Source organism: Arthrobacter sp. AZCC_0090 (genome assembly GCF_014207375.1).
In the GTDB taxonomy this organism is placed as follows: domain Bacteria; phylum Actinomycetota; class Actinomycetes; order Actinomycetales; family Micrococcaceae; genus Arthrobacter.
The window spans coordinates 1-12,643 of the sequence record NZ_JACHEE010000006.1 but is presented as its reverse complement, the minus strand read 5'-3'; the positions used below and the strand labels follow the sequence as shown (position 1 = coordinate 12,643).

At 64.0% G+C, this 12,643-nt stretch carries 10 protein-coding genes and 2 pseudogenes; 4 read left to right on the top strand and 8 right to left on the bottom strand.

The window, feature by feature from the left end; translation table 11 throughout:
* The 8 genes and pseudogenes from HNP00_RS10910 to HNP00_RS10875 form a co-directional block, all read right to left on the bottom strand.
* Positions 1-696 (bottom strand): annotated as a pseudogene (locus HNP00_RS10910) (lysophospholipid acyltransferase family protein).
* A gap of 28 nt (positions 697-724) precedes the next feature.
* Positions 725-1,438 carry a (d)CMP kinase gene (cmk, locus tag HNP00_RS10905; RefSeq protein ID WP_184738918.1) on the bottom strand — a complete coding sequence of 238 codons (714 nt, stop codon included), beginning with the start codon at positions 1,436-1,438 and terminating at the stop codon, positions 725-727.
* Positions 1,438-2,544, bottom strand: a complete 1,107-nt coding sequence (locus HNP00_RS10900; protein WP_184738916.1) for a prephenate dehydrogenase — start codon at positions 2,542-2,544, stop codon at positions 1,438-1,440. Before HNP00_RS10900 ends, cmk begins: the two co-directional genes overlap by 1 nt.
* 3 nt (positions 2,545-2,547) lie before the next feature.
* Positions 2,548-3,813 (bottom strand): pseudouridine synthase, encoded by a 1,266-nt coding sequence (locus tag HNP00_RS10895; protein WP_184738914.1) that lies wholly within the window; start codon positions 3,811-3,813, stop codon positions 2,548-2,550.
* Positions 3,814-3,981: 168 nt separating this feature from the next.
* Positions 3,982-4,659 (bottom strand): SMC-Scp complex subunit ScpB, encoded by a 678-nt coding sequence (locus HNP00_RS10890; RefSeq protein ID WP_184738912.1) that lies wholly within the window; start codon positions 4,657-4,659, stop codon positions 3,982-3,984.
* A complete protein-coding gene (locus HNP00_RS10885; RefSeq protein WP_221451429.1) occupies positions 4,656-5,600 on the bottom strand; it encodes a ScpA family protein in 945 nt (314 codons plus the stop codon). The genes HNP00_RS10890 and HNP00_RS10885 overlap by 4 nt, the downstream gene beginning before the upstream one ends.
* Positions 5,601-5,650: 50 nt before the next feature.
* Positions 5,651-6,550: a ParA family protein gene (locus HNP00_RS10880; protein WP_184738910.1), complete on the bottom strand. Its 900-nt coding sequence runs from the start codon at positions 6,548-6,550 to the stop codon at positions 5,651-5,653.
* A 244-nt stretch (positions 6,551-6,794) separates the two neighbouring features.
* On the bottom strand, positions 6,795-8,120 hold the full coding sequence (locus tag HNP00_RS10875) for a cation:dicarboxylate symporter family transporter (protein WP_184738908.1): 1,326 nt from the start codon (positions 8,118-8,120) through the stop codon (positions 6,795-6,797).
* Between the two features lie 150 nt (positions 8,121-8,270).
* Here HNP00_RS10875 and HNP00_RS10870 point away from each other — a divergent pair, with 150 nt between their 5' ends.
* The 4 genes and pseudogenes from HNP00_RS10870 to HNP00_RS10855 all read left to right on the top strand — a co-directional run.
* Entirely contained in the window at positions 8,271-9,938 is a 1,668-nt protein-coding gene (locus HNP00_RS10870; RefSeq protein WP_184738906.1) for an ATP-binding protein, read from the top strand.
* Positions 9,935-10,648, top strand: coding sequence for a response regulator (locus HNP00_RS10865; RefSeq protein WP_184738904.1), 714 nt, complete (start codon positions 9,935-9,937; stop codon positions 10,646-10,648). Before HNP00_RS10870 ends, HNP00_RS10865 begins: the two co-directional genes overlap by 4 nt.
* A gap of 133 nt (positions 10,649-10,781) precedes the next feature.
* Positions 10,782-11,437: pseudogene (locus tag HNP00_RS10860) on the top strand (GntR family transcriptional regulator); the annotation flags it as partial.
* The coding region (locus tag HNP00_RS10855) for an MmgE/PrpD family protein (protein ID WP_184738899.1) at positions 11,433-12,643 on the top strand (1,211 nt) is incomplete at its 3' end. The pseudogene HNP00_RS10860 and the gene HNP00_RS10855, both read left to right, overlap by 5 nt.

Below are 12,643 nucleotides of genomic sequence, written 5' to 3'. Positions count from 1 at the left end.
TTAGTGGTGATCTGCCGGCGTCCCGGCTACTTCTTCTTGGCGGTGCTGCATTGGCTGTGGGCCGGTGTATTAGTCCCCCGGAAGGGACTGACCGGTGGTCTTGACGGCATCCTGGACGTGTCCAGCCAGCGCAGCGCGGATCTCCGCAGCCGCCCTGTCCATTGAAACACGCCCCGACTCGCCATTTCTGCGGGTCACATTGAAGGGAGCCCCGAAACTGACGTGCAGACGGCGGCGCAGCCTCGGGATGGAGTCGCGGTGTTCGTCTCCGATCCGGGTTCCGAGGATTGCCACGGGAATGACCGTGGCTCCGGACATCAGCGCGAGCCACGCTACTCCGTTACTGATGGTGCCGGCTGTGCCGCTCCCCCGCGTTCCTTCAGGGAGAATCCCGACGCAACGGCCGGCGTCGAGCACTTGCTTTCCGAGCTGGAGCGCCGCACGGTCGCCGGAACGGTCGACGGAAATCTGCCCCGATGCACGAAGCACCCGCCCCAGGAATCCCTTGAACATCTCCTTCTTGACCAGGATGTGCATGGGCCGCGGAGCAGCGCCGAACATCACCGGCCCATCCAGGAAGCTGATGTGGTTGCCCGCGAAAATGACCGGACCCGACTTAGGAACGTTGGAGCGCCCGGTTACCGCAGTCCGGTACAGGACATGGTCCAACAGCCAGCCAACTGGCCGGCTCCAGATTTTGGTCCACCGTGCCGGGAGTCGGGTTTCAGTCACCGTAGATGACCTTGCCCACAATGCTCAGGGCCGTTTCGACCGTTTCCTCGAAGTCAAGATAAGAGGAATCCAGAGTGACGACGCCGTCGGCCGCTTGGGTGAAGTTCACCACAGTTGAGTCCTTGGCGTCGCGGTGGATCACTTGGGCCGCCAATTGCTCTTTGCTCTGCGTTCCGCCGAGCTGGAGGCCGCGGCGCCGCAGCCGGGCTTCCTCGCTGGCGGTCAGCAGCATGCGGACCTCCGCATTGGGCGCGACGACGGTGGTGATGTCCCGGCCTTCCACCACCATGCGGCGGTGGTGCTGTTCGATCAGCTGGCGCTGGCGACGAATCAGTTCGTTGCGAGCACCCAAGGTGGTGGCCACTGCACTAACGGACGACGAAATCCTGGGCTCGCGGATTTCCTCCGTGATGTCCACGCCGGCCACGCTCACGTATTCGGCGTTGGAACTGGTGCTAAGTTCCAGCGGCAGGTCCTTTGAGGCTTGCTCGACGGCGGCACCGTCCGTGAGGTCGATGCCGGTCTTGAGGCAATACCAGGTCAACGCACGGTACATCGCGCCCGTGTCCAGATAGGCGAGTTTCAAGCGTCGGGCAACTTCCTTGCTGACGCTGGATTTGCCGGAGCCGGACGGCCCGTCGATGGCGACCACGAGTGGCTTGCCCGGGCGTACTACGGTCTCCGGGCCGAAGAGGTCACGTGTCATTACTGGAGTACCCGCCATCCACGGTCGGTCAAGGCTTCAACAAGGAGGTCATGCTTGTTGGGCATAACGGAAAGTTCCACCATGCCAACGTTCTGCCCGGACGAGTGATCCAGGCGGAGGTCTTCGACATTGACGCCGATCTCACCGATCTCCGTCAGTAGCCTAGCGATCTGCCCGGGCCTGTCGTCTACCAGAACTGTAAGCCATGAATATGCCTGCGGGGGTCCGCCATGCTTGCCCGGGATCCTGGCCTGCCCGGCGTTGCCCTCGCTGATGAGCTGGGCAAGGTCCAGGCGGGCACCCGGGGCGCTGGGATCTTCCAAGGTACCGATCAAACGGTTGAGGTCCTCGCGGACCCCATGGAGGATGTCCACCATCTTGGCCGCGTTGTTGCCTAGGATCTGCACCCAGAGGGTGGGATCGCTGGCAGCAATCCTGGTGGTGTCCCGCAGCCCGTTGCCGGCCAGGGACAGCGCGTGAAGCGGCGTTCCCTGCAGACGGCTGGCGAGAAGCGACGACATCACCTGCGGCAAATGCGATACCAAAGCAACGGCTTCATCGTGCTCCTCCGCCGTAAATTGGGAGACTATTGCCCCTAGATCACCGGCGAGGGAACGTGCGGTCTGAAGCGCGTCGGCGCTGGTCTCCTCGGACGGACACAGGACCCAGGGCATGGACGTGAAGAGCTCGCCACGGGCCGCAACTGGCCCCGACTTCTCGCGCCCCGCCATCGGGTGTGTCCCGACGTAACGGGACATGTCCACTCCACGACCCCGGAGATCAGCCTGGATTGCCAGCTTGACGCTGGCAATATCCACTACAACGGCCTCTGGGTATTCACCCAGGGCACGCTGAACGACGTCGGCCGTTACGTCCGGCGGCGCGGCAACAACCACCAGCTGGGGAGAGCCCTCGAGCTCGGACAGAGGCCGGCCCGCACCGATATCCACGGCCACGGCCTGGTTGGTCGGCGAGGGGTCTGAAAGGAACACGGAGACACCCCGGCCACGCAGGCCGAGACCGATGCTGGCGCCGAGCAGGCCGGTGCCGAAAACGACCACCGGGCCGTCAAGGTGGCCCCGGCCGTGCGAGTGGAATGCCGACATGCCCTACAGTCCTACGGAGGCCAGGAGGTGTCCGACTTCCTGCTTCCCGAGGTTGCGGATGCTGCCCTGGCGCTGGTCACCCAGGCCGATGGGACCGATCTTGACGCGCACGAGGCGCAGCACGGGGAAACCGACGGCTTCGAACAAGCGGCGGACAATACGGTTCTTGCCGGAGTGCAGCACAACCTCGATCAGCACGTGGCCTGGAGTGGAATCCACGAGCTTGAAGGAGTCGACAGAAGCGATGCCGTCTTCGAGCTCGATGCCGGCCTTCAACTGCGCGCCGACGCCCTGCGGGAACGGACCGCGTACCTGTACCAGGTACGTCTTGGGCACCTCATAGGAAGGGTGCGTCAAGCGGTTGGCGAGTTCGCCGTCGTTGGTCAGCAGAAGCAGGCCCTCGGTGGCGACGTCAAGACGGCCGACGTGGAAGAGACGCTCGCCCTTGTTCTTGGCGGACTTGAGGAAGTCGCTAATGCAGGGACGGCCCTCGGGATCCTCCATCGTGGAGACAACGCCCTTGGGCTTGTTGAACACCATGTAGAGCATGGTGTCATCGAGCTGGATGCGGATGCCGTCGACGTGGATCACAGCCGACGTGGGGTCCACGCGCATGCCAAGCTCGGTGGTGAGCTGGCCGTTGACCTCGACGCGGCCTTCCTGGATCATTTCCTCGCACACGCGGCGGGAAGCCACGCCGGCCTGGGCCATGACCTTCTGCAGTCGCACGCCATCGGCATCGTGCTGCTCGGACTGCGCCACTTCTCCGCGGCGTCCTCGGGGCTTGCGGATCGGGCCAAGGTTCTGGCCGAAGCGCTCACTGCCGAAGGCGCGGGAAGCGTACTGTTTCTTGTTGCTGGCCTTGGGCTTCAAAGCGCCGGGCGTGCCCGGGGCCTTACCGAAGCCGGGCTTGTTGGAACCGGGCTTGCGGGGCGCCTTCGCCGGCCTGGGATCTTGGCGGCCAGTGTCTTCACGACGCCCGTAGCCGCCCGCCGTGGTGGGGTTGTCCGGATCGAAGGGGCGCTCTTCACGCGGACGGGTTGGCTTGAAGGGGCGGTCTCCGCCCGGGGAGAAGCTGCGCTTGCTGCCTCCGGAGGCGCCGCCTGCACGGCTTGCGCCTCCGCGGCCGGCGCCGAAGCCGCTGCCTCCTGTCCGGCCAGCGCCGCTACGGCCTGCATTGCTGCGGCCTGAGTCTTGCGACTCGTTGCGTCCGGAACCGTTTCGTCCCGAACTGTTACGTGGTGAACCCTGGCGTCCCGCCTGTGTCATGACCCGTCCTTTTGTTATGGTGGCCGGCTTGTTCTTTCTCAACATTAGCCAGCCGGGCAGAGGATATCTGCCCTGTGTGAACTCTGCCCGCTACTAGCCGGGCGTTTTGTAGATCCTTGCAATATTGAGTTGTTTCGCCATGCCTGCGGCACTGTCCGTGTCCCGCGATTACATGCGTTCGGCGTCCAAGAACTCCTCGATCCCCTCCAGCCCCGGAAGGTGTGGGGACAATTGAGGCAGTTCCGCCACCGAGCCAATGCCCATGCGCTCCAGGAAGTACGAGGTAGTCCGGTAAAGGACAGCCCCCGATTCAGAATCGGTACCTGAGTTCTCGATCAGACCGCGTTGGACAAGGGTCCGGACGACCGAATCGACATTGACGCCGCGGATAGCCGACACCCTGGCCCTGGAGACCGGCTGGCGGTACGCGATGACCGCCATGGTTTCAAGGGCTGCCTGCGTCAGCCGCGCGGTCTGGCCTTCGAGAACGAACCTGCCCACGACGTCGGCAAATTCCGCCCGTGAATAGATTCGCCACCCTCCGGCAACGTTCCGCAACTCAAAACCCCGGGGTGCAGCGCTGGCGCTTGCATCAATGTTCAATTCACCATGCAAGTCATCAGCGTCCCTGCCCGGGGCTTTAACAGTATAGCCGCTATACTCCTGCCGCAGTCCCGCCAGCAAATCCTCGACGACGGCGACCGTCACGTTGAGCCCGGCAGCGAGCTCTTCGGCGGTGGCCGGTTCGTCGATCACCATGAGGACGGCTTCGAGAGCCGCACGGGCGCCACCGGGTAAGGCCTCAAGCTCGGCGAGGCCGTCCCCGTCAGTTTCCTGCTCGCTCACAGCGACTCCTCTGCCTTGTCGATCTTGTCGGTGTCTGTTTCAGCGGGGACAGCGACGGACTCGTACTCGTCTCTCAGGTTGTCGCTGCTCCAGCCTTCTGGGCGTCCGGTCCATCGCACCGTCAGTTCGGCGAGAGGCCCAGGCTGTTCGAAAGCCACCACTCGGTCCCGGAACAGTTCCAAGAGCGCCAGGAACCGGGCCACGACAACCAGTGTGGATTCCGCGTCCGCAATGAGCGCCCGGAAGGACTGCGGCAGGCCCCGCTGCAGGCGGTACCCAATGATCTCGGCCTGTTCCTTGACACTGACAGGGGTTCCATGGAGGTGGTCGAGCCCGACTTCCTCTGGAGTCTTGTCCTTCGGCGCCAGGGTCTTGGCCGCCAAGGCCGCGAACTGTTCGGGCGTGTGACGCCAGATCAGTTCGGGTAGCATCGCCGCGAAATGCCCTTCCAGGGCGACTTGCCGCGGGAAGCGTCGGGCTTCGGATTCCAAGGTGCCGGACATAATAGCGGCCACCTGCTTGAAAGCCTTGTACTGCAGGAGTCTGGCGAAGAGGAGATCCCGGGCTTCCAGCAAGGCGATATCCTCAGCGTCCTCGACTTCGCCTGCTGGCAGGAGCCTCGCGGCTTTGAGGTCCAGCAGGGTCGCGGCGATGACCAGAAATTCGCTGGCTTCGTCCAGTGCCCAGTCCTCCCCCAGTTCCTGCAGGCGCCGGATGTACTTGATGAACTCGTCGGTGACGGTAGCGAGCGCAACTTCGGTGATGTCCAGCTTGTGCTTCGAAATCAAGCCGAGCAGGAGATCGAAAGGCCCGGTGAAGTTCGCTAGCCGGACCTCGAAGCCGGGCTTCCGCGCGGAGGGCGAGGCACCGCCGTCGTCCGCGCCGCTTGCAGTAGGGGACGACGACGGGGCGTCACCGGGCGGGTCGAACGGAGCGATCAGGACGGGCGCGACTAATCCGTCCAAAGGAGCGAGTGGCTCTGCCACGCTGGCTAGGGTGCGCCGCCGCGCGAGATCAGTTCCTTGGCCAAACGACGGTAGGCATCGGCACCGATGTGGTTTCCGGCATAGCTGGTGATGGGTTCAGCGGCAACCGTGGCGTCGGCGAACTTGATGGATCGCTTGATGACGGTTTCGAAGACTTTGTCTCCGAACGCCTCCACGAGCCGCGAGATGACTTCACGGCTGTGCAGGGTGCGGGCGTCGTACATCGTGGCAAGCACGCCGTCCACCTGCAGGCGTGGGTTCAGCCGGTCCTGGACCTTTTCGATCGTTTCGACGAGCAAGGCCACGGCGCGGAGGGCAAAGAATTCGCAGATCAGCGGAATGATGACTCCGTGTGCGGCCGTCAGGGCATTGACTGTCAGGAGGCCCAGGGACGGCTGGCAGTCGATAAGGACAACGTCGTAGTCGTCCTCGACGCTTTTGAGCGCGCGGTCCAGTACTTGCTCGCGGGCCACCTCGTTGACCAATTGGACTTCGGCGGCGGAAAGGTCGATGTTTGCCGGCAGGAGATCGATGCCTTCGACGCCGGTCTGCTGGATGGCGTCGCGGATGTCCACTTTGCGGTCCATCAGGACGTTATAAACGGTGAGGTCAAGCTCGTGGGGGTTCGCGCCGAGGCCCGCGGAAAGAGCTCCCTGCGGATCGAAGTCAACGAGCAGGACGCGCCGGCCGAACTCTGCGAGCGCAGCGGCAAGGTTAATGGTTGACGTGGTCTTGCCCACGCCGCCCTTTTGGTTGACCATGGCGATGACCCGGGCCGGACCGTGGGAGGCCAGTGGCGCGGGCTCGGGGAAGTCGCGGTACGGGCGGCCCGTTGGCCCCATGACAGCGTCTTCCAGATCGAAATCCGTGCCCTCCAGCGTAGTTGCTCCCCGTTCGCTGCTCACGTATTTATCCACTCTCTCCACGACGGTCATTTCCTGCGGCTGTCTCCAGCGAAGCACTGCTCCCCACCTAGGCTACAGCGCCCGACACGGCATTCTTCGGAACTTGACATTGTCCGCAATTTGAGCCTTTACCTTCTAGCTGAGGTATAAGGTTGGCCTCCCGCCCCACCAGAACGCAGGCAAGGCAGGTCCCGCTGGAGGGGCCTGCCTTGCCTGCGTTGATGCTTCCAGACTGCGCGTCTCGCTATGCCGCCACGGGCTCCTTCGCCTCGACTTCGCCATGGTTGCTGATCATGGTCAGCTCGTCGAACGGGATCGCGCCGGACAGGACGTTAGTGACCTGGCTGCGGTCGATTTCCTTGACCCAGGTGCCGATTAGCACGGTGGCAACAGCATTACCTGTGAAGTTGGTGAGCGCGCGGGCCTCGGACATAAAGCGGTCGATACCCACGATCATGCCGACACCACCCAGCAGTTCGGGCCGGTGCGCCTGAAGGCCTGCTGCGAGTGTGGCCAAGCCGGCACCGGAAACGCCTGCCGCTCCCTTGGACGCGATGATCATAAAGACCAGCAGCGATACCTGGGCGCCGAGGTCCAGCGGGATTCCCATGGCGTTGGCGACGAACAGCGAGGCCATGGTCAGGTAGATCGCGGTTCCATCCAGGTTGAAGGAGTAACCCGTGGGCACCGTGACACCGACAACCGGCTTGGAAACACCTAGGTGTTCCATCTTGGCGATGAGCCTTGGCAGCGCCGCTTCGGAGGAGGACGTGGAGAAGATGAGCAGGTACTCACGGGCGAGGTACTTCATCAACTGGAAAATGCTGACGCCTGCCACAACCCGGAGCAGGGTGCCGAGCACAACGACGATGAACAACGCACACGTGATGTAGAACGCGACCATCAGGGTGACCATGCCGAAGATAGCCTTCACTCCGGTGGCGCCAACCACGGCGGCGATTGCACCGAAGGCGCCGACGGGTGCCAACCACATGATCATGATGAGGATGCGGAAGACGAGGGCCTGTCCATGCTGGATGGCCTTGAGTACCGGCTGGCCCTGAGAACCCATGCGCTGCAACGCGAAGCCCACCAGGATGGCGGCCAGGAGCGTCGGCAGGACGGGGATGTCGCCGGGGATGATGCCCAGCAGGAAGTCAGCGGTGCTGTTCGTGGCAGCTTTCGCGTTGGGGTCGTAGGGGATCAACTTCAGGCCCTCGCCCGGATGGATGATATTGCCCACTACCAAACCGATGGCGAGCGCGAAGGTAGACATGACCAAGAAGTAGATCAAGGCAAGCCCGCCGACCTTGCCAACGGTAGCCGCCTTGGCAATCGATCCGATCCCCAAGACGATGGTGCAGAAGATGACCGGGGCGATCATCATCTTGATGAGCTTGATGAATCCGTCACCCAAGGGCTTGAGGGACTTACCGACTTCGGGGAAAAGCAGGCCGACGATGGCGCCCAGCACAACTGCGGCGATCACGGCGATGTAGAGGTAATGCGACTTGTCCAGCCCTTTGCGCCCGGCCTTCGCGGGTGCAATCTCTCCTCTTTGAGAGGTCATGGCTTTGCTCCTTTTAGATACTCTGGAAAGCGCCGTGGTTCCTGCAATGTCCCTGCGTCGCTCTGCTGTGATATCCATCATTAGGGGCAGAGTGACATGTATCACTGTTGCGTTCATATTGGTCGCAGGACTAGTCAAAAGGAGGGGCGCGTGATCCGACGCTGGAGCATTGCCCGGCGGCTCTTTGTGGCAAACCTTCTGTTTGTCCTTGCGCTCACCGCGATCGTTGGGACGGCGGCATTCGTGGACGCCAGGGACCGTGCCTACAACGACGCCGGGCAGCGTATGCAGGCCGTGGCCGCCGCGATTGCAGCCAATCCCCTCGTGCTTCAAGCCGCCGGCACTCCGAACCCGTCCGCTACCCTGCAGCCATACGCCCTGCTGGTGATGGCCAATGCCCATGCCGACTTCATCACCATCATGGCGCCGGATCGGACCCGCTGGACCCACGCGAACCCCGACGAAATCGGCAAACCCTACATCGGCACCATTGACCCGGCATTGCACGGCCAAACCTTCACCGAAGTCACCGCCGGCACCCTCGGCCCGTCGGTACGCACCATCGTCCCCGTGGAGGATTCATCCGGAACAGTCCGGGCCCTCGTGGCCGCAGGTGTCACGGTGCGAACGGTGGACATCGCCGTCTCAGCGCGACTCACGGCAATCATCGCCATCTCCCTCGCCATGCTCGGAGGGGGCTCCCTGGCCTCCTGGTTGCTGGGCCGCTACCTGCGTTCGGTCACGCGAGGTTGGGGACCCGAGCAATTGGCACAGCTGTTCGCGTACTACGAGTCCGTTCTGCATTCGGTCCGCGAAGGTGTAGTGCTGATCGACACGGGCGGCAGGGTGGTCATGTACAACGACCAGGCCGCGGAGCTGCTGGGACTGGAACGGTCCGACGTCGATCCCGCCGCGGGGGCCGCCCCTCGGCTTTCCGATCTGCCCCTGGATGCCAGCCTCCACGGTCTCTTCGAATCCGGCCGCACGGCGCACGACGAAATCCACCTCACTGGCTCACGAATCCTGGTGGTCAACCAGGCGCCAGCGGTGGGGCCGCCGAGCATGAGGGGCCGGCAGCGCCCTGCGGTGTTCGGTACCGTAGCCACGCTCCGGGACCGCACGGAAATCGAGTCCTTGGGCAGTGAACTGGAGACCATGAAGACCTTGTCCGACGCCTTGCGGGCCCAGACCCATGAACACGCCAACCGGTTGCACACGATCGTTTCCCTGATGGAGCTCGGGCGCACCACTGACGCCTTGGACTTTGCTACCAAGGATCTCGAGCTAAGCCAACAGTTGACCGACCATCTGGTGGCATCAGTGGACGAACCTGTCCTGAGTGCACTCATCATGGGGAAGTCTGCCGAGGCACACGAACGCGGAGCCGAGCTCACGGTCACGGTGTCCGGCGGGGACGGCCTTCAGGGCTTGGCCGTCCAAGACTTGGTGACGATCTTGGGCAATCTGTTGGACAACGCGCTCGATGCCGCGGCCGCTGCTCCCCCGCCGCGGAAAGTGGAACTGGGCATCGAGTCCGGACCTGGAGGAACCACGTTCACGGTTGTCGATTCCGGCCACGGCATCGATCCTGGCATCGTGGACGACGTCTGGCAGTACGGATACAGCACCAAAGCAGCCGGAATTGGACAAAGCGCGGGACCGGGAGCTCCTTCCCGCGGCGTTGGCCTGGCCCTGGTGCGGCAAGCGGTGCAGCGGCTGGGCGGTACGCTGTCCATCAGCGAATCCACCAGCGCATTGGGCGGTGCGTTGTTCCGTGTGGTGCTCCCCGCGCCGGACTCCAGGAAAGAAGCCGAATGACCGATATCCGCGTCCTCGTTGTCGAGGACGAACCCATCGCCGCCGATGCCCATGGCGTCTACGTCGGCCGAATTGACGGCTTCACGGTCGTTGGAACAGCCCTGGACGGGCAATCGGCACTGCGGCTACTCAACGATTTCGCCGCCGCCGGACAGCCGGTGGATCTTGTGCTACTCGACATGAACCTACCGGACCTCCACGGACTGGATGTTGCGCGCCGGATGCGCGCTTCGGGGCTGCTTGCCGACATCATCGCCATCACCGCCGTCCGGGAAGTGAACATTGTCCGCAGCGCCGTGTCGATCGGCGTGGTGCAATACCTGATCAAGCCGTTCACCTTCGCAACGTTTGCGGACAAGCTCGCCAGCTACCGCACGTTCCGCGAGCAACTTGCGGCGCCGGCGTCGGGTGCGCGTGCCAGTGGAGCGTCGCAAAGCGATGTTGACCAGGCGTTCGCGAGCCTCCGCGCACCCACCGAGCTCCCATTGCCCAAAGGTCTTTCCGCCCACAGCCTGGACTCCGTCAAAGACCTTCTGGCGGGCCTCGGCCGCGCCGTCTCCGCCAGTGAGGCAACAGAAGCCCTTGGTATGTCCCGGGTCACTGTGCGCCGCTACCTCGAGTACTTGGCCGACGCCGGGTTGGTGACCAGGAATCCGCGCTACGGCACTCCAGGACGACCCGAAAATGAGTACCGCTGGAACCGGAGCTAGCCCCCCACCCGCAGGGCGTGCAATGAGCGCGATGTATACACAGATCGAACATTTAGCCTATTAATCAAGTAAAGCTAGGCTTGATCGCAGTTTATGTATACACTGAGGACATCCGCCCAGCGAAGGAGGGCCCATGCGTGCCAGCGACAGAGCCTATGCGGCCCTGCGTGAAGACATCATTGAGTGGCGGCTCGCCCCCGGCACCGTCCTCGCGGAAGTGGAACAATCCGAACGCCTGGGCGTGTCCCGCACGCCCGTCCGGGAGGCGCTGAGCCGGCTCAACGCGGAAGGGCTGACGACGGCGGCAGGCGGCCGCGGCGTCGTCGTCACCGACATCTCCCTCGACGACATTGACGAACTGTTCGAGCTGCGCGAAACCCTGGAAGGCAAAGCCGCCGCCCTCGCCGCGGAACGCGGCGAACGCCCGGTGTTCGCCCAACTCCACGCCGAACTCCTCCGGGCTCCGGAGTTGCTCAACGACAGCGATCCCGCCCGGCACGACTACTACGCCTTGGTGGGAAGGCTCGACGAAGCGATCGACGAAGCCATCTCCAATTCCTACCTCGCCCAGGCCATGCGCAGCCTGCGCGTCCACCTGGTGCGGGTCCGCCGCCTCGCTGCCGACGACGCCGAACGCCTCCATGCTGCCGCGGCCGAGCACGCCGCGATCGCCGAAGCCATCGCGGCAGGCAACCCCAGGCTCGCCGAAGCCGCCACCACCCTCCATCTGCACCGCAGTCTTTCCCACGTCAAAGCCACCCACACACCTCACTGAAGGAGCACCATGGTGAAGAACAACCACGTCCGCGTCTGCAAGAGCGAAGAGAACCTTGCCCGCGAAGAGCAGCTGGCGCATAAGATCGCCACGGTTGCCGCCGACCCCGTCGAGGTGACCCCCGAGGTCACGGAGATGATCATCAACCGGATCATCGACAATGCCTCCGTTGCCGTCGCGTCATTGAACCGGGCCCCGATCATCGCCGCCCGGGCCCAGGCCCTGACCCACGCCCCGACCACCAACGGCAAAGGCTCCTCCGTCTTCGGAATCAGCGACAAGGTCTCCCCCGAATGGGCAGCCTGGGCCAACGGCGTCGCCGTGCGTGAACTCGACTACCACGACACCTTCCTGGCCGCGGACTACTCCCACCCGGGAGACAACATTCCCCCGATCCTCGCCGTTGCCCAGCACACCGGTGCCGGCGGCAAGGACCTGATCCGCGGTATCGCCACCGGTTATGAGATCCAGGTGAACCTGGTCAAGGCCATCTGCCTGCACCAGCACAAGATCGACCACGTGGCCCACCTCGGCCCCTCCGCCGCCGCCGGGATCGGCACCCTCCTGGGCCTGGACGTCGAAACGATCTTCCAGTCCGTCGGCCAGGCCCTGCACACCACCACCGCCACGCGGCAGTCCCGCAAGGGCGAAATCTCCACCTGGAAGGCCCACGCCCCCGCGTTCGCCGGCAAAATGGCCGTCGAAGCAGCCGACCGGGCCATGCGCGGCCAGACCTCCCCCGTGCCCATCTACGAAGGCGAAGACGGCGTCATCGCCTGGATGCTGGACGGCCCGGACGCCTCCTACGAGGTCCCGCTGCCCGAAGCCGGGGAGCCCAAGCGCGCCATCCTGGACACCTACACCAAGGAACACTCCGCCGAATACCAGGCCCAGGCCTGGATCGACCTCGCCCGCAAACTCCACAAGGAACACCCCGAAACCGCCGATCCGGCCAACGTGGAATCCGTCCTGATCAAGACCAGCCACCACACCCACTACGTGATCGGCTCCGGCGCCAACGACCCCCAGAAATACTCCCCCACCGCTTCGCGCGAGACCCTGGACCACTCCATCCCGTACATCTTCACCGTCGCCCTCCAGGACGGCACCTGGCACCACGTCGACTCCTACGCACCCGAACGCGCCGCACGCCCGGACACCGTGGAACTCTGGCACAAGGTCACCACCGTGGAAGACCCCGAATGGACCCGCCGCTACCA

Excerpts from the sequence above, each read along its gene's own strand:
- HNP00_RS10875 (WP_184738908.1), bottom strand. The coding sequence starts at position 8,120 with ATGACCTCTCAAAGAGGAGAGATTGCACCCGCGAAGGCCGGGCGCAAA.
- HNP00_RS10900 (WP_184738916.1), bottom strand. The coding sequence starts at position 2,544 with ATGTCGGCATTCCACTCGCACGGCCGGGGCCACCTTGACGGCCCGGTG.
- cmk (WP_184738918.1), bottom strand. The coding sequence starts at position 1,438 with ATGACACGTGACCTCTTCGGCCCGGAGACCGTAGTACGCCCGGGCAAG.
- HNP00_RS10865 (WP_184738904.1), top strand. The coding sequence starts at position 9,935 with ATGACCGATATCCGCGTCCTCGTTGTCGAGGACGAACCCATCGCCGCC.
- HNP00_RS10895 (WP_184738914.1), bottom strand. The coding sequence starts at position 3,813 with ATGACACAGGCGGGACGCCAGGGTTCACCACGTAACAGTTCGGGACGA.